At 44.3% G+C, this 16,505-nt stretch carries 17 protein-coding genes; 5 read left to right on the top strand and 12 right to left on the bottom strand.

Features of this window, described 5'->3' with window-relative positions; genetic code table 11:
• The first annotated feature begins 9 nt into the window (after positions 1–9).
• A complete protein-coding gene (bla, locus tag ABWW54_RS04215; RefSeq protein ID WP_353410484.1) occupies positions 10–777 on the top strand; it encodes a subclass B1 metallo-beta-lactamase in 768 nt (255 codons plus the stop codon).
• 329 nt (positions 778–1,106) lie between these two features.
• Here the strand turns inward: bla and ABWW54_RS04210 are convergent, their stop codons facing one another.
• From ABWW54_RS04210 to ABWW54_RS04185, 6 genes are all read right to left on the bottom strand, one after another.
• Positions 1,107–1,661 carry a hypothetical protein gene (locus ABWW54_RS04210; protein ID WP_353410482.1) on the bottom strand — a complete coding sequence of 185 codons (555 nt, stop codon included), beginning with the start codon at positions 1,659–1,661 and terminating at the stop codon, positions 1,107–1,109.
• A 252-nt stretch (positions 1,662–1,913) separates the two neighbouring features.
• On the bottom strand, positions 1,914–2,909 hold the full coding sequence (locus ABWW54_RS04205; RefSeq protein WP_353410480.1) for an AraC family transcriptional regulator: 996 nt from the start codon (positions 2,907–2,909) through the stop codon (positions 1,914–1,916).
• A gap of 366 nt (positions 2,910–3,275) precedes the next feature.
• A complete protein-coding gene (locus ABWW54_RS04200; protein ID WP_353410478.1) occupies positions 3,276–3,713 on the bottom strand; it encodes a hypothetical protein in 438 nt (145 codons plus the stop codon).
• A gap of 27 nt (positions 3,714–3,740) precedes the next feature.
• Positions 3,741–4,247, bottom strand: a complete 507-nt coding sequence (locus ABWW54_RS04195; protein ID WP_353410476.1) for an SRPBCC family protein — start codon at positions 4,245–4,247, stop codon at positions 3,741–3,743.
• Positions 4,244–4,582 carry an ArsR/SmtB family transcription factor gene (locus ABWW54_RS04190; protein ID WP_353410474.1) on the bottom strand — a complete coding sequence of 113 codons (339 nt, stop codon included), beginning with the start codon at positions 4,580–4,582 and terminating at the stop codon, positions 4,244–4,246. The genes ABWW54_RS04195 and ABWW54_RS04190 overlap by 4 nt, the downstream gene beginning before the upstream one ends.
• A 229-nt stretch (positions 4,583–4,811) precedes the next feature.
• On the bottom strand, positions 4,812–5,606 hold the full coding sequence (locus ABWW54_RS04185) for an AraC family transcriptional regulator (protein WP_353410472.1): 795 nt from the start codon (positions 5,604–5,606) through the stop codon (positions 4,812–4,814).
• Positions 5,607–5,704: 98 nt separating this feature from the next.
• On the opposite strand from ABWW54_RS04185, the gene ABWW54_RS04180 reads away from it, so the two are divergent.
• A complete protein-coding gene (locus tag ABWW54_RS04180) occupies positions 5,705–6,418 on the top strand; it encodes a GNAT family N-acetyltransferase (protein WP_353410470.1) in 714 nt (237 codons plus the stop codon).
• A 68-nt stretch (positions 6,419–6,486) separates the two neighbouring features.
• On the opposite strand, the gene ABWW54_RS04175 is transcribed toward ABWW54_RS04180, so the two are convergent.
• From ABWW54_RS04175 to ABWW54_RS04165, 3 genes are all read right to left on the bottom strand, one after another.
• The gene (locus tag ABWW54_RS04175) at positions 6,487–7,398 is read right to left on the bottom strand and encodes a helix-turn-helix domain-containing protein (RefSeq protein ID WP_353410468.1); all 912 of its coding nucleotides are present in this window, start codon (positions 7,396–7,398) and stop codon (positions 6,487–6,489) included.
• 28 nt (positions 7,399–7,426) lie between these two features.
• On the bottom strand, positions 7,427–8,449 hold the full coding sequence (locus ABWW54_RS04170; protein ID WP_353410466.1) for a 3-oxoacyl-[acyl-carrier-protein] synthase III C-terminal domain-containing protein: 1,023 nt from the start codon (positions 8,447–8,449) through the stop codon (positions 7,427–7,429).
• A 408-nt stretch (positions 8,450–8,857) separates the two neighbouring features.
• Positions 8,858–10,783, bottom strand: a complete 1,926-nt coding sequence (locus tag ABWW54_RS04165) for a S8 family peptidase (protein WP_353410464.1) — start codon at positions 10,781–10,783, stop codon at positions 8,858–8,860.
• Positions 10,784–11,385: 602 nt separating this feature from the next.
• Between ABWW54_RS04165 and ABWW54_RS04160 the strand changes: the two genes are divergently transcribed.
• Positions 11,386–12,360 carry a S41 family peptidase gene (locus ABWW54_RS04160; protein ID WP_353410462.1) on the top strand — a complete coding sequence of 325 codons (975 nt, stop codon included), beginning with the start codon at positions 11,386–11,388 and terminating at the stop codon, positions 12,358–12,360.
• Between the two features lie 289 nt (positions 12,361–12,649).
• Here ABWW54_RS04160 and ABWW54_RS04155 read toward each other — a convergent pair whose 3' ends face one another.
• On the bottom strand, positions 12,650–12,850 hold the full coding sequence (locus ABWW54_RS04155; protein ID WP_353410461.1) for a hypothetical protein: 201 nt from the start codon (positions 12,848–12,850) through the stop codon (positions 12,650–12,652).
• Positions 12,851–13,594: 744 nt separating this feature from the next.
• Between ABWW54_RS04155 and ABWW54_RS04150 the strand changes: the two genes are divergently transcribed.
• Entirely contained in the window at positions 13,595–13,966 is a 372-nt protein-coding gene (locus tag ABWW54_RS04150; RefSeq protein ID WP_353410459.1) for a hypothetical protein, read from the top strand.
• Between the two features lie 59 nt (positions 13,967–14,025).
• On the opposite strand, the gene ABWW54_RS04145 is transcribed toward ABWW54_RS04150, so the two are convergent.
• Positions 14,026–14,760 carry a helix-turn-helix transcriptional regulator gene (locus ABWW54_RS04145; RefSeq protein WP_353410457.1) on the bottom strand — a complete coding sequence of 245 codons (735 nt, stop codon included), beginning with the start codon at positions 14,758–14,760 and terminating at the stop codon, positions 14,026–14,028.
• Between the two features lie 135 nt (positions 14,761–14,895).
• Here ABWW54_RS04145 and ABWW54_RS04140 point away from each other — a divergent pair, with 135 nt between their 5' ends.
• Positions 14,896–15,486, top strand: coding sequence for a glutathione S-transferase family protein (locus ABWW54_RS04140; RefSeq protein WP_353410455.1), 591 nt, complete (start codon positions 14,896–14,898; stop codon positions 15,484–15,486).
• A 136-nt stretch (positions 15,487–15,622) separates the two neighbouring features.
• Here the strand turns inward: ABWW54_RS04140 and ABWW54_RS04135 are convergent, their stop codons facing one another.
• Entirely contained in the window at positions 15,623–16,426 is an 804-nt protein-coding gene (locus ABWW54_RS04135) for a LytR/AlgR family response regulator transcription factor (RefSeq protein ID WP_353410453.1), read from the bottom strand.
• Positions 16,427–16,505 lie beyond the last annotated feature (79 nt).

Genomic DNA, 16,505 nt, shown 5'->3' with positions numbered 1-16,505 from the left:
AAATAGACAATGAAAGTAATATTCCTGATCGCAGTATATTCCCTTTTGATGGTTATGCAGCCCTCATTGGGATCTACCGAAAGTTCAGATAGAAATGAAGAAAAACCAAGCGAAGACAAAGTACATTTTTCTAAGCTGGCCTCTGGTGTTTGGATGCACACCAGCTACCGAAACGTAGAGCCATGGGGGCTGATTTTCACAAATGGTTTGGTCGTTGAGCGGGAAGCGTACAGTGTATTGATAGATACCGCATGGAATAATGAACAAACGGAGCAAATTATCGAGTGGGCAAAAAACACGCTAGGTAAACCCATTCGCTCGTCAATACACACGCATGCTCACTCCGATAAAATGGGCGGCATGGACGCACTACACAATGAAGGCATCAATACATTCGCTAGCCGTATGAGCAATGAATTAGCGCCCAAACGAGAACTGCTGGCAGCTAAAAACAATCTGGATCTTTCGACCGTCGGTGCTCAAACTCAGTGGGAGAAGTTAAGCGTACTGTACCCTGGTGGTGGGCACACTCACGACAATATTGTTGTTTATGACCAGGCAAGCCAAATCATATTTGGTGGATGCCTCATTCGGCCAGGCAAAAGCAATTCACTTGGCTATACCGGCGACGCCGATTTAGCTCATTGGTCAAAATCAGCTCAAAATGTGGCCAATGCGTTTCCCAAAAGTCGTTTGGTGGTACCGAGTCATGGTAAGCCTGGTGGTCGCGAGGTCCTAGAAAATACAATAGAGATAGCAAAACCCAAGATTGAGTAACGGTATTTTCAATTACGAAAGGCATCGTCCTTCGATGTGCTGTACCCCGTTTACGAACCCTCATGCACCAAAACTGGATTTCAGTTCGTGACTATTTCTGTCAACAGGCCCCTTGCTAAATCAGGAACAAAAATGAGGGTTCTCGAATGTGAAACATACTCTTAAACGCGTTGATTCGAACGTTCGATACCGCCGAGAACGAAAATACCCATACTTTTACACTTACTTTTACACTTACAAAGCTAAAACCAGCTAGCCTTTTAGTTAGTAAGTAGTACAAACTAACTGGTTTTAATTTTGGATGAATAGTCTTTAGAATCTACCTGACACTAATTTTCCGTAAGCGGACTGTTACTCTGCGATTCCGTGAACCGAAGCCCGATCCGCTGCGTGACTATCTCAAAGCGCGCAACTTCACGCCATCGTCTATCTAAGTTACCTATCATTCCATCATCAGCGTTATGCCACTCTTCTTCACCTGGGTCGAAGTCGGTATGTGACGTTTTTGTTGAATGTGCCTCAATCGTCAAAATGTAATTGGTATTGCTTTCTACCCCCAGAGCATCTCCCAACATGATTTCTGTCGTATGGATGTTATACGTCTGTATGTTGTAGTGGCAGGTAGTCTCAGGAAATGCAGAACTATTCTTCTTCCAGCACACCCTCAACCCAGTTCCGTAAGGTAGACCGTTTGTATTGTGATACTCATATTGGCTTCCTGATTGGTTCAGGCTAATGTTGACTTTAACCACATCGGAGAAAGTCGAGAAATGAAAAAAAGGGGTTGCCGAAAAAGTTCCGTGGAAATTGGATGTTGTTGCTGAATTCGCACTCATTGATAAAAACAAAAATGCAGCGGCGATAACTTTACTAATTGGTTTCACAGTATCTACCTGGTATTCTATTTAGTGGTTAAAGAACGGTTAAGTTGACCCACTCAGAGATGGAGTAGAGATAGCAACCAACCTCTCAAAACAAAGCAGAAGGCGCTTTGTTCATGGGCGATACTAATAAAAAATGTCACGAGTTTCTGGAGCCATATGAGCCCAATTTAGGTCATAAAGAGACAAACACTAAATCTGAGTGGGCTTACTTCCAGGTAAATTAAGAATCCATATCACCTAAGCTCAAACAGATTATGACTTAGATTTTACTAAGAATTGAGCTGGTGTTACCCCTGACCAGCGCTTGAATGCTTTTGAAAAACTGCGTACATCGCAAAATGAAAAGCGTTCAACAATTTCGTCAATATGCACGTTATTTTGCAGCCAACTTTCGGCTAGTTGTAGGCGTATTTCGTTTTGAATTTGTTTAAAACTGGTATCGTCTAAAGCCAGTTTCCTATTCAAGTGCCTGCCACTAATGAATAGCCTTTTTGCTATCTCATTTTTACCACACGCGGGGTACCGCCTGACTAAACCACGGACAGTGCTTAAAAAGCCACTGCTCGGCAACCTTTCCATGACTTCCTTTGCAAGCCCTAACATTCTCTCATGAACGAGAGCATTGCTATTATCGATTGGAAGGCTGAGTTGATCATGATGAAATTCCACCGCGTTTACTTCCTGATTATAGATAACGTCGCAGCCAAGTAAGCTATGCGCTTCAGAGACAGATGATGCAGAGGGGGGAGCGTGTGACAACAAGATGCTAAGTGGCGTAAATCTACCGCCGGTTAACAATTTAGCGAACCTAACTGTTGACGCTATGGATGCCTCAACTCTGTGTCGGCGAGCTCGCACATAGTGAGGTATATAATTAAGAGAACACTTATCACCTGATGAAGTAAGACTGAAGTGAGCAGTCTCGCTAACGATTGAAAGATGCTTGATAATATCCTCGATTGCATGCTCGAAAGTGTCACAGCTGGATAATAAAAACCCAACCACACCTAAATCACCAAGTTTGATATTGAGGCCAGCCCTAAGACCAAATATTTCGTCAGTGCTTTGATCCGCTAAATATTCCCAAATACAATCAACGGCATCTAACTGCAAGCGGTCCTTCAGTCGAACGTCGTTTAGCAGATTACTAATACTGTGCTCTGAGAGGGTTAAGGGAATATCAAGCGTCTTAACTCTAGACTTGACAAATTCAGCTGTCACTGTCATCCCTATATTTCTAGTGCCCATTTGTGTTCCAAAAGTAAAACTACTGTTTATTTTCAAAGGAAAAATAATAGTTAACAATCCGTAGAATTATTTAATTACTTTGACAGACGGTCTTATCAAAGAGATCAATAAAGAAAGCTAATTGCTCTGATAGATTAAATTTATGAACTGGGCATCTTGCTCTCTCAATCAAACCCGTAGTCAGGCGCTTGAGTAGAATAGGATTCGGCAATTGGCGGAATAACACCAAACATGACATTGAACGCGGCTTAAAACCTTCTACTAAAAACGGCGGTTCTAAATGGGGGGATTACACTCTGTCTTAACCCTGCTAAATCAATAAGAGCAGAAAGGGTTTGCTTTTCTCTCTTGATAAGAAACTGTGTCCTATTTCAACCAACTCATCATAACGGAATGTCGCGCAAAAAAAATAAGCCCAACGCCAATACTGATCGCGACCATCGGCATGATCTTCGCAGATACGCCGAGTACACTTAGCGCATCAGACAAAAAATAAACGTAAGATGTTTGAGCCAATACACCAACGATGGACATTCCGAAAAATACCAGGGCCCACTTTTTCTTAAGGAGCAAACATAAACTCCCTAATACGCCACCAACCACTTCGATGGCAAACACGGTATTGACCCAGTTGGGCATCCCTAAGTAAAGAGCCTGTTGCTCATCGGGCATTGCTTCAATCATATCTTCCAACATAAATACCCGCATAGAAAATGCGGACATGTCCATCAAATACCAAAGCAATGCGATAATAGCAATTAGCCAATACCACATTGGAACTTGAACCTTTACGTCATTGTTCATTGTTTCTCTATCTCCAAAATAACGCAGTTACCTAGAAGACAAATAGACATCGAGTTGTTCCATCCCGGCGCCCCAACCCTTGCCATGATCAGATCGAGTGCTTTCAAACGCCTGTGCCTGGGCTGGTGTCGGGTTTCGTGGTTCCCATAGAAATGTCAGCCTAGTTTTATCTTCTGATAGTTCTTCGAATATCAGAGTGGCCAGCATGTCTCTCGGCCAGTCGGGCACGTGCGTCATTGGTACCACCTCTCCTTGCTCATTCGACATGTACTGCAAAAACACCAGTTTTTCAGGCGGTGATACCTCTTCATACTTGGTGTATAGCCACATCTCGTGGCCGTTAGGCATGGTGATTTTGTGTAAGGAAGACCCGCCATTTTCAATATTGGCGTCCACGAATTCACAGGTACAACCTGGCATCGGAAACATCCAATTGTTTAAGTGTTTCACCTGAGTCCAGGCGTCAAACACAAGCTGCCTGGGCGCATTGAATTCTCTTACAATCTCGGAAGGTTCTACTTTAACTTGATTCATTTCTTTCCTCTTTCTTGAATCTCTACAAGATAGCTATCTAATTGATCTAATGAGCCACCCCAATATTTTTCAAATTGGTGCATCCATTCTTGAATTGGCCGAAACTCTTCTGGTTGAACTTTGTACAGTCGCCGTCTCCCATCTTTTCGTTCAGAAACAATTCGAACCTGTTTTAGGACGCGCAAATGTTTAGACACCACTGGCTGTGGCCATTTCACAATGTCAACCAGCTCATTGACGGCCATCTCCTTGAGCACGAGCTGCTCAATCAAGATTCTGCGTTTGGGTTCTCCAATCGCACTAAAGATGTCATGTGTTGTTTTCAATCTAGCCATGACAGACATATTCCTATATCGGAATATATTTGTCAAGTAGCAAGTATGCTTCCAGATAACAAGAAATAGGCACCTAAACGCAGACTGAACTCTCGATGAAAATTCGACCGCCATGCAACCGGATATCATCAATAGAGTTGGAAAACACACCACCAAGCGTTACAAAGTTCAACCTGGAAATACGCCTGAATCCTACCTCAGGCAACCATGAAGACGTTTGCGCCAACCATTACTCAAGGCGGGCTATTCCACGCCGGTGCGCTTGCCCTGGTGTAATACCAAAAAAACGTCGGAAACTTACTCCAAATGCAGATTGGTTTTCAAAGCCCGAAGCGGCTGCGGCTTCGCTCAAGTTACGCCCATTTGATAACAAACTCATCGCCATTGTTAACCTTGCGTGTTGACGCCACTGCCTAAAGTTCAGACCCGTTTCTGACCTAAACAACCGAGCAAGTGTCCGTTCTGATGCACCGGTCATTTCCGCCCAAGCCGAAAAGCTCCTAGTGTCAGAAGGGTTCGCTTTAATACCATTTACGACTCGGCGTAGCCTAGCGTCGTGTGGCAACCTTAGCCCCAGAGGCACGGTGTTTGCCCGTTTAATCTCGTCCAGCGTCAACATAGCGACATTATTTGCTCGACTGGTCACGCTCCAATCAAATGGTTCCTTACAAATCTCACTAATTAACTCTCGTAACAATCCCGTTACAGCGATCACTTTTGTTATTGGAAATGTTGGTTTAGAACCCGGTTCTTTAAGAAACAATGTTCTTCTATCGACTGGCCCATCCATCAAAATAGAATGAAGGGTATTGGCAGGTAAGATTAATGCAGTGCTTGGCGGAGTTATAAAATACTCAGTGGGGGTTTCCACCCTCATGGCTCCACTAACCGCATAAAGCAGTTGCGCCTTAGGATGAGTGTGAAAGTCGGCTAGTAAGTTCGCAGGATAAAACCCAGCAAGTCCCACGACTGAACGAATAGAGGACTCATAGGCTCGAACTTCAGCTTGGCTGATTGACGACAAAATATGACCGCTTATATTAAATAAGCAATGTTAATCTAATCTTCATCGAAAGACACTCTAAAGTTTGTCTGCCCCCCAAAATCACTGAAGGTGAGCGTATGACCTATGTACTCAACGAATTAGATCAGCCCGTTGGTGTGACAACGAAGAGCATCAGCGCCAACTATCCTCAACCTAAAAAGCTTGAAGGTAAGTATTGTTTGATCGAGCCCATAAATGCAGAGCGACACGCCAATGACTTATTCAATGCCTACGCGGTAGACGAAAGCGGCAGGATGTGGACCTATATGACCTATGGTCCATTTGAAAAATTAGAGATTATCGAACACTGGTTAGAAGAAGCTCGAATGACTAAAGACCCTCAATTTTACGCCATCGTTGATAAAGCGAACAATAAGGCCATGGGCTTGTGCAGCTATATGCGCATTAAGCCCGAGCAGGGTTCAATTGAAATAGGAGGAATCTCGTTTTCACCCTTTTTACAACGGACCAGAGTGGCAACGGATGCAATGTATATAATGGCGAAAAGAGCCTTTGAGGACCTAGGGTTTCGTCGCTATGAGTGGAAATGTGATTCACTCAACGAGGCATCTCGTAAGGCCGCTCAACGATTTGGCTTTGAATACGAGGGAACATTTAAAAAACACATGATGTATCACGGTCGAAACAGAGACACATCATGGTATTCAATCATAGACGACGACTGGCCCTCTTTAAATCTAGCCTATGAACGGTGGCTGAGACCGGAAAACTTTGATAAAAACGGCCACCAGCGCAAGAGGCTGAGTGATTTCATAAACTCAAATAAGTAACCATGTATAGGCATTTACTAGACCTGCACTGCGCGGCGCTAAATGGATTAAGAAAAGCCGAGTCCATATTAGCCACCGGTGCGCTTAATCTCGAGGCGTTTCATGGCTGTATAAAGACTCGTTCGGTTAAGACCGATCGAGTCGGCTGTATGAGAAATAACGTTATCGTTTTTTTCCAGCGAATAGAGCAACAAGGTTCGTTCGAGTTCCTTTTTGACGTCGTTGATCGGCTTACCGTCGACCGCAAATTCAGTCGCCAAATCAAAAATCTGATTAGACAATTTGCGCTCCAAGCTATTAGGTAAATACATCCTCAAACGCGTAAGTTTCGCTTTGGGTTCTAAATAACACACTAAAAACAGAAACAGCGTGGTAGCAAATGGCATGAGCATCGAATTGCTAAGCTTAAACCCGTATATCTGAGCAAGGTTGACGCCTATCGTAGTCACTACCATGGGCGAAAAAGCGATCAGCGTATACACCGCAGCTACTTTTTGCTCAGAACTAGAAGTTCGAAATACAGACTGGAGCAAAATCAGTATGACAAAGCCAGTTTGTACCAAAAAGACCACTCTCAACAATGGGTAGAAAGGCCCGTGAATCGCCGTTAACGAATACCCAATTGACTCAGTTCCGATAATCATCAAGTCGGTAAATAGCAAGATGAAAGAAAGAACAACAGCGAAAGCCGTAAACCCATGTCTAACAAACGAGTTCACGCTTTCTTGAGTAACGCTCATTACGTAAATGCATGAAAATGCGATGCAGAACAAACAAATAACGTAATACGCCTTCACCAACCAAAAAGCAGTCAGATTGCTCGAAAATTGGATATACGCCAATACTTCACATAAATTAAGAAGCATTAGGGACACAAACAGCGCCATAAACGCCGGCGGCTGTTTCCCAGCGTCAACCCAATACATCACCGCAAATTTTAAGATCAGCGCGATCAACGCGGGTAACATTAGTAGAATCAAAAACCTATCCCCCAAAGATGAGTTTTGTTTAGGTTGTATAGCAAAACTGGCCTACCGTAAGGCCCGATCCAGCGAACCAACCACCAACGCGGCTGCCCTTCTGAATGTTTCCACTACATAATAGTTTAAAATTATGCGCAAATGTAGCCGTAGTGACGTTTCCTAACGTATCGTAAGTTTTGGTCATGTGCTGCTTATCAATCACGCCCATCTCCGCAATGGCATTAAAATTACGTTTCCCTGTCTGATGTGTTATCAGCCAGTCGTAATCTCTAAAGCCTTTACGATCCATAATTTCTTTCATAAGGCCACGATGCATTCTCATTCCATAGGCGACGATCTTAGCCATCAACATCTGACCTTCTAGGCTACCATCTGGCTTTCGTTTGTAAAAACACTTGTCAACATGTCTGCTATCGCAAGATGTATTGAAGAAGTTAAAACCAGATACGCCATCATCGCTATTACCGACTATTACAGCACCTCCTGCATCACCGACAGATAACCCACCAAGCAACTGCCTTGCGCGAGGTAGGGTCACTTCAGCGTTCTTAAGGTGATCGGAAATGGCGCGCGAAATTTTAAAAGAAATCTCCCCAGTCACAATTAACGCGTAGCGCGCTAAGCCCGCGCTGATGTACGCAGAAGCCGTCTCTATTCCATCCATAAAGCCGTAGCAAGCATTGGCCACATCAAATACCTTACGAGCATTCAAACCCAATGCGTTTTGAATCGTGTGCGCCGTTGCTGGCTCGGGTTGATCGCGCTCTATCCCACAGAATATTACAAGATCAATGTGATCGGGATTAACCCCAGTCAGGTTATCGATGGCTTCTTGTGCTGCAGGAATGGCAAGACTAGAAGGAGCTGAACAGTCAGGCGCAACTCTTCGTTCAATTATCCCCATTTGATCGCTCATCCAAGATTCAGGTATTCCGTATTTTATTTCCGTCTTAATATCAGCAAAAATATCATCGGACTTGATGATTTCTTCAGGTAAGTAAGTTCCAGTCGAGTAAATTTTAATTTTGTCTTTAGTGTCAATGATCATGATGTCTCCAGCGTTGGTATCGCATTTAATAACAGGGGAAATTACCTGTTACCTTAGAAATACAATACCGTTTGTTACTGGAAGCAACACCTGAGACGTAATTTGACACGCGGCGCCTAATTCCGAAATGTTAGAACCACCATTCTCGTTTAGAAGCCGGAAAAAATGCCAATATCATCAAAAGAAACGAGTCGAAACGCGCTTGGCACCAAACTATCTGGCGCTCTAGGACGTGTTAACACCAAAGATTGAGATCGATGAAAACCATCATTTAGATAGTGAAAAAGCTGACTAAGCCACCAAGCCGTTAGAGAACTTGTTGACCTAGCCAGCCCAGCGTTATCAGTGGTCGGACATGCCGTTAACTAAACATAAACACGATAAACCGCTAATAGCGCTACTACATTTTTAGTTTGGGCAAATTTTGACTGTGTCGAGCCCGCCTTCGATTAAATCACCAGCTGAGGATCCATCACTGGCTCTCACTCTCAATACAACGTCTGACCCGGCTGGAACCGCCGCACTGACATTTTGCCATTGAGCCTGAGTTCTGGTGTCGCCTATTTGTACCAAACTACTAAAGGACGCGCCTCCGTTAAGCGAGTACTCAACACCAAAAAAGTCACCCGATGGGTCGTCTCCAGTGTCACGTTGACCATGGAACCACGCTAATGACAATGTGGATGCCTCACTCACGTTAACGCTAGGAGATTGAGCCACACATTCTCCACCATCAACGTCATTGGACCCCGCCGATGAGTTCGTTGCTGTAAACAAAGCAAAACCATCACCGCCGTCATCACCTCCAACTTGGGTTACTACGCCACTATTGGTTACCTGAGTCGGGTTGGTGCGAACGTAAGTTCCAGTGCTACACGTAGAACTGGACAGGTTTTGCCAGCCGGTCGACGAACTAAAGTCATCTTCGAACGCACAAGCACCACCGCCACCTCCGCCACCACCACTAAGCAGTGATTGAAGAAGAAGATTCGGTGAGCCCGTTCCAATGCTACTAAGTCGACCCGAGACGGCGGCTGATTCAATGGCGACTTCCACTTGCGATGGCGTCGCTGATGGCGACTGATCTAAGTACAAAGCCGCAACCCCAGCTACGTGTGGCGCAGCCATAGACGTGCCACTAATGGTGTTCGTTGAGCTATTACTCGTGTACCACGCAGATGTGATTGACGAACCCGGAGCAAACAAGTCCACACACGAGCCAAAGTTCGAAAAACTCGAACGAGTGTCTGAGGACGTTGTCGAACCAACCGTCAAAGCCGGCCCAACTCGGTTCGGAGAACCAGAGCATGCGTTAGCATTAGAATTACCTGCGGCAACAACGAAGGTAATCCCTTGATCGATGGCGTTTTCAACGGCCGCATCCAATGCCGAAGAATTACCACCGCCTAAGCTCATATTAGCAACTGAAGGACCAGAAGCGACTTGCGCCACGTAGTTAACGCCATCAATAACGCCTGAATTACTCCCACTGCCATTACAACCAAGAACGCGTACTGGAATCAAATTCACGTTTTTCGCAACGCCGTAGGTTTGTGCTCCCACGGTCCCAGCGACATGAGTTCCATGACCGTTGCAATCGTTACTACCGCCGCCATCGCTGATTGACGTGAAACCGCTACTTACTCGCCCTCCAAACTGACTGTGAGACGCCCGAATCCCGGTATCAATAACGTACGCATCAACGCCTGTGCCGTCAAAGTTGTATTCGTAAAAGCTATCCAAAGGCAGATCAGATTCATCGATACGATCCAAGCCCCAGGTCGCGTTGTTCTGTATCGCAATGGCCGTCATAACTTGATCTTGTTCGACAAACTCAACGCCAGGATCTTTGATGAAGGACGCTAGGGTTTCATCATCCATCTTAGCGGCGAAACCACCTAAAGCATGCCCATAGGTTTTGGTAACGGACATGCCAAAGTTTGAAACCGCGTCAGCCGTCATGCGATTCACGGCTTGAGCTCGAAAACCAGCGGTCATCTCCGAACTTAACGCCGAGAGATTTCCTCCGGCCAGAGACAACATCATCTTCTTTACGTATTCATCTTTATAGACAACGATGTACTGATTGGGAATGATCTCACCGACGTTTGCCGTACGAAATTTCCCGAAATCGAGTCCAAGCAGTGCTCGCATTCGGTCAGCCGCTAACGCATTGCTGGATGCCGGGGTGAGTTTATTTAAGGTTGTTTGTGTGGTGGGTAACTCTGTTGACGACTCATTATCGCCCAAACCTGTTGCACTTACGGGTGCAACAGCTAGGGAAAGAGACGCGCAGCAGAGCATGTGTAACATAGTACTCTTTTTCACATTCATTTTTATTTTCCTAAGTAAAGGGTTTGAATAGTATTTCGATATTTGCCTTGTAGGGTTTAGACAAACATCCCCAAACGTCTTCATACTAGACAGTCGTAATATATATAAATGCCAAATAAATGACACATAGGCGACAAAAAAGAAAAATGTGCGCGCAATAATGCTCCCCCGTGAATAAGGTAAACATGTTTCAAAGTTAATATTGGGAGAGGAAATACCCAGACTTTAAGCGGGCTTTGCGGGATTTAAGCTGACACTATGTATAACAATGAAACACTAAATGTCAGGAACATTTCAAGCCACGCAGCAATGCAAGACGCTAAAGGTTTAGAATTTTCATCAATTTTTTGAATGATATAAATTATTTATGCGATAAATAATCTAATTAAAGGCAGAATATTCAGATAAAAAAGAGCGCAAATGAGTGAATTCAAGAGCTTAAATCACCACTAAGCCTTTGAACGCGATCACATTAGAACGAGTGCCAGCTCAACAAAAACACCCATTGGATACTGTACAGGTCCCCCTAGTTTAATTCTCAGACAGAGCTTAACGGTAAGTTCGGCGCTTGTTTAAACCAGAACCAACCCTAAGATTAGTTGATGAACTTACGATATTTTTTGATCATTGCTATCATCTTCGCTTTTAGTATTCCAGCTCCGGCTTTGAGCCACGATGATATCGGTATGTCCCCTCTCGAAGTCAGGCAGGATATTGAAGACGTGTTAATGATCTTGGACAAACACTATGTCTACCCCGAAACGGCCAAAGCAATGCGCAAATTTGTTAACGCAAAAGTCTTAGGTGGCGACTATGCCGACATTCAATCTCGGCGGGAACTGATCGAAAAACTACAAACGGACTTGCGTAGCTCTAGTAAGGACAGCCATATTAGCTTGCACTTAGCGTCAGACAGACAGGACCGTAACAATCATCGATTGCCGAAAACGATGGTGGAAAACGAAGTTCATGTAGATATCCTTGCTAGAGAAAGCGATAAACCTAAAATTGGCTATCTTCGATTTAATAAATTTAGCGGAGACGCTAAAACCAAACGCCGTATTATCGAGGCGATGAATAGACTTAACGTAACCGACTCACTAATAATCGACTTACGTAACAACCCCGGCGGCGATCCAAATCTCTCCGCCTTTCTAAGCTCCTATTTTTTGAGAGAAAACACACATCTATGGAGCATTGTAGATCGAAATGGAGACACCTTGTTCCGGACAGACAGTGCCGACGTAGGGCAGTATTACTCGGGTGAGCTGTGTATTTTGATTAGCGATAAAACCGGAAGCGCAGCTGAATCGTTTGCCTATACTCTAAAACATCTTAAGCGGGCCACTATCATCGGCCAAACGAGTGGCGGCGCAGCCCATTTAGTGCAAATGGAACGAGTTAATGAACAGATTGATATTAGAATTCCAACGGCACGGGCTTACAATCCAATCACAAAAACCAATTGGGAAGGTGTCGGCGTCATTCCAACCATGAGTGTTGACGCCTCAGTAGCACAACAGGTGGCAATACAATACCTGCTCAAAAAAGACAACGTATCTACTAAACTTAATTAGTTCAAAACATGATCAATTTTCGAGTTGGCAACATGACTCAGGCAGTCATCGTTTAACTGACAATGGAATTATGATTTGGGCAGGGTGCTAGGAATGCTATTAAAGAAACCTGCCAAGACCTACCTATTCAATTCAACAGCTTCAATTAAATAGCGAATGAAATATTGGCTATAAAATAATGATGTATCGAATGGGAAAACGTGGCCGAGCCACCTGAAGGCAGACGTTAAAGTCGCATTTCACATGCTCAAACTAGACAACAGGCCTCACCACATAAAGCCACTAATTATCAAGGAGCGGAATACAATTTTTGAACCCCATTAACCCTTCTGGATAAATCCAATTCGCGCTTAATCTCTTGTGCTTTATCTAGCAACGTCTTGTAACTTTCTAATTCGTTCTCGGATTTTGCTGTTTCCGCGGACTTAAGCGCATCGGTATATCGCGCCATTAGAACCATATTTTGTGAACTTGTGAATGAAAAAACCATATGTTGTGACCCAATCAAATAGTAACCCAGACTTTAATTATCATACATTTCTAGACAAACGCAAAGTTAATAATTGTTATAACTCCGTCAAGCCGCTATTTAAAGCCTCTCAAACGCCCAAGTGATATCAGAAAGATCCAAGTAATTCTGGGTCATTTTCCGTATTCCACACACGATGCTCGAAGTATGTGCTTTGCTGTAAATTGGCAATAGAATGAGCGAAAACAATCTAGTGCGCGCACTGTAAATTAAACTGCCAGCCCCATCAATTCCCTTCTAGGGAAAGTATCGATATTTAGGTCCATTTGGGCCGCTAATCAGCGCTTCGCACACTCCAGACGCAAGCCCACCGGAGCATGGATAGTTTGAGTAATGATGTGAATAGTCATGGCTTGGAATCCGTGACAGCGATCTAACCAGATGGGAAACATCTGTCTTTCAGCAGCAACCCCACCCCAAACAACCACAGACAGGAATTAGATCAATGCGCAATTTAAAGAAGCACTTAAGATTGAAACTTGGCAAAAGTCAGTAAAAACACGCTCCCTAGTCGTTAGCCTTGGTCTATTCTACGGGCTCATCCTCTGGATTTTTCAGTAGGCCTATCCGTTACCGCCTTGAATGACTGTTGTATACTCTGGTCGCTTCCATAACCAGAAAATACATCACAGAATGTCGCCTTGCCATAACAATACGCTATTGTCCGAGATAAATAGAGACTGAGAACAGAGGGAACTAACCAACGTGAAAACACTTAAATCACTTTTTGAAACGCCCCGCTTCGACGAAAGCTCTCATTATCTTTTAAGCCAAGAGCTCGAGTTCGAGTACGCAAAGTCCATTGTCACGTATTCAATTTCTTTTATCGGCGGTGTGGTTACATTAAAATCAGCACTCTCTATTGATACCCCAATCGACCAGGGGCTTTCAATAGCCATTGGTGCTTCGGTTATCTCAGCGCTTATTTCTTTTGAAAACCAACAGGGTATTATTCAAGATTTACGCCACAAGAGAACGCCCAATAAGGCTAAAATGCTTTACCGAAAGTACAGTGCTCCTATGTGCCTCGGAGCAGCAATTGGCTATGCACTGCAGTACTTTGGTGTGCTCTCTTAGTAAATCCGGCAACCCAATACACACACCGCATTAACCAGTAACAATTCGACACTTGCGAGCTATATCGTCTGATAAAACGGCGCGTAGATGTCGGTAAAATTACTTTTAGGTCTCACCTTGAAACGGCGTTCAGTGATGCGGGCGCCTTTAATGCGATCTATTCGAAATACTCTCGACGATGATCGAAGATGGTCCCACGCAATCACATACCATATAGGCCAGTTGAGGAGTATGTACTGAGCCTCAATCATTCTGACGGTTCGTTCTCCACCTTCTGAAACGTATTCGATTTCTGCGCAAGCCTGTTCCATAAACGATTCCGCAATGCACTCAGAGACGTTTGTTTGAGGCTCGCCGTAAAGCGAAACCACATTCGCCCTAGCGTTGTCTCCGATCATGATTCGTTTACGAATATCACTAACACTCGTTCTCTGTTTCTGGGGAAAGGCCTGAAATAGTTTCTGCTTTATGGCCGTCAAATTGCCAGTCAATAAGGGGGATCGTAAAGATTCCATGATGGCTAACGAAAGAATCAGTTCCACAACCTCTTTATGATTTAAATTGATGCGCTCAATCCCCCAACGACCATTTAAACGCACACCACCCCCTCTTCCGCGGTCAGATTCAATTGGATAACCTGAATCTCTTAAGTCAGCCAGTTCTCGCATCAGTGTCCGTTGACTTATACCTAAATGATCACGTAACTCCGAGGTTTTCCAGTATTCCTCAGATCTAAGTAGACCGATAAGGCGATTGCGCCGATCAGCGCGTTGTTCAAAGCTCGATATCGTCATATCTTTAATATGCCATAAAGTGGCATAAATTACCTTAGACTTGGTCCACACGAAGGGCTTTTGTTCAAACTCTATGAGACTGGAGTCAGACAATACCTACTGACACGCTAATTAAACACCAGGAGAACCACAACCATGAAACACTATTACAACCCAATGAGCAGAGCAGTAACCACAGATTGGATGCTCAAGGAGTTGGGGGTACCTCACGAACAGGTCATCATCAACATTAGCGAAAATGAAAATTATTCCTCCGAGTTCAGAATGCTGAACCCGATGGCTAAACTGCCGGTGTTAGTAGACCAAGAAAATGTCATCACGGAAGCGTCTGCAATCTGCGCTTACCTCGCCGATAAATACCCTGAAAAGAAACTTGCTCCTAAACCAGCGTCCGCCCAACGCGCCGCTTACTATCGATACTTATTCATCGCTGGCAACACCATAGAACCAGCACTTTCGCTTGCCGTCTCGGAGCTGGAATACCCTGAGCCTAAATCCGCGGGTTGGGGAGACGTAAAGCGTGTATTGGCCACAATCGAATCAATGACGCCCAAAACTGAATGGGCTCTGGGTAAGGCGTTCTCGGCGGCCGACGTGGTGTTTGGCGGTCTTCTGGATTTCTCAGTTGCCTTTAACTGGTTTGATCCCTCACCCAACGTCGAGGCTTATGTAAACCGGCTTCGCGCTCGGCCGTCATATCAAGCTTCTCACGGAATCCACCTTTAAATAATCTCCAGAAATCAATTCAAATAAGTGACACTGACAAGGGGTATAACTCTACAAAGACGACACCTCATCCAACACACGCCTATTGCGCAACCGACGTTGAGTGAGGCCTCTCAACGATCAGTGTCACAATCAGTCACTGGACGACCAGCATCTCATCGGTAATGTTCTTTGCTCGCGAAATTGTTTTTGCTCCAACGGTGACGGTTTCTTTATCGTAAGCCGAAATATGAGACCGATTAACCAAGTACGAGCGATGTAAGCGAATGAACGATTCGGGCAACGTATCTTCCGCTGACTTGAGTGAACTGTAAACAACAGTTCGCCTATCTTCTGACCTCACGTACGTAACGTAATTGCCCATTCCTTCCACATAGAGAATGTCTTCCACTCTCAAACGATGAATTCGTCGATCAGATTTAACTTCAATAAACCGATCTATCTTTTCATCTTCTTCACCCAATGCCGTCCTTTGCGCAAGCTGTGCTGTATCTATTAGCTGATAGTAAAGTTGAATCACCTTAACCGCACCTAACAGAATGACCGTTGAATTGATCAACACGATATTTCGTACCCAGGAAGCGATGGAAAGTGTAAAGACCTCACTTTGCCCATCCATAAGTTGAGCGTAGAAAAAATGGCCAATCAATAACTGAAACGCACCAGCGACGATAATCAACGTGAAATAGCTGACCAAAAACTCCACCATTTTACGATTACTCAGCAATGCAGGAACTAACACATACATCATGCAATAGCTTGCCAATATCCGCAGCGGCATTAACACAAACTCCAAATAAAACGACACAAAATAGCCGTATTCAGACTTAGCCCAGACTAGGCTAAACAGAACGTAGTAGATGAGCCAAAAGCACGCATGTTTAAGTAACCTTGAGTGATACAAAGTAACGCCACTCGTCGATTGTGTCTCTCCCGTCATGTAAAACAGTTCCTTAACATAAAAACTTAAACGCTCAGTATAAATAAGGCGGATCATTCTAAACAGGCGGATAGTATAA

It is taken from the genome of Arenicella sp. 4NH20-0111, assembly GCF_040366405.1.
Taxonomy (GTDB): Bacteria; Pseudomonadota; Gammaproteobacteria; order Arenicellales; family Arenicellaceae; genus Arenicella.
Note: the sequence above shows the minus strand (reverse complement) of the source record. Positions and strands in the feature narration are given on the sequence as shown.

Coding starts and splice junctions, on each gene's coding strand:
- bla (WP_353410484.1), top strand. CDS start 10: ATGAAAGTAATATTCCTGATCGCAGTATATTCCCTTTTGATGGTTATG.
- ABWW54_RS04205 (WP_353410480.1), bottom strand. CDS start 2,909: ATGGGCACTAGAAATATAGGGATGACAGTGACAGCTGAATTTGTCAAG.
- ABWW54_RS04200 (WP_353410478.1), bottom strand. CDS start 3,713: ATGAACAATGACGTAAAGGTTCAAGTTCCAATGTGGTATTGGCTAATT.
- ABWW54_RS04195 (WP_353410476.1), bottom strand. CDS start 4,247: ATGAATCAAGTTAAAGTAGAACCTTCCGAGATTGTAAGAGAATTCAAT.
- ABWW54_RS04190 (WP_353410474.1), bottom strand. CDS start 4,582: ATGGCTAGATTGAAAACAACACATGACATCTTTAGTGCGATTGGAGAA.
- ABWW54_RS04180 (WP_353410470.1), top strand. CDS start 5,705: ATGACCTATGTACTCAACGAATTAGATCAGCCCGTTGGTGTGACAACG.
- ABWW54_RS04170 (WP_353410466.1), bottom strand. CDS start 8,449: ATGATCATTGACACTAAAGACAAAATTAAAATTTACTCGACTGGAACT.
- ABWW54_RS04165 (WP_353410464.1), bottom strand. CDS start 10,783: ATGAATGTGAAAAAGAGTACTATGTTACACATGCTCTGCTGCGCGTCT.
- ABWW54_RS04160 (WP_353410462.1), top strand. CDS start 11,386: ATGAACTTACGATATTTTTTGATCATTGCTATCATCTTCGCTTTTAGT.
- ABWW54_RS04155 (WP_353410461.1), bottom strand. CDS start 12,850: ATGGTTTTTTCATTCACAAGTTCACAAAATATGGTTCTAATGGCGCGA.
- ABWW54_RS04145 (WP_353410457.1), bottom strand. CDS start 14,760: ATGACGATATCGAGCTTTGAACAACGCGCTGATCGGCGCAATCGCCTT.
- ABWW54_RS04140 (WP_353410455.1), top strand. CDS start 14,896: ATGAAACACTATTACAACCCAATGAGCAGAGCAGTAACCACAGATTGG.
- ABWW54_RS04135 (WP_353410453.1), bottom strand. CDS start 16,426: ATGACGGGAGAGACACAATCGACGAGTGGCGTTACTTTGTATCACTCA.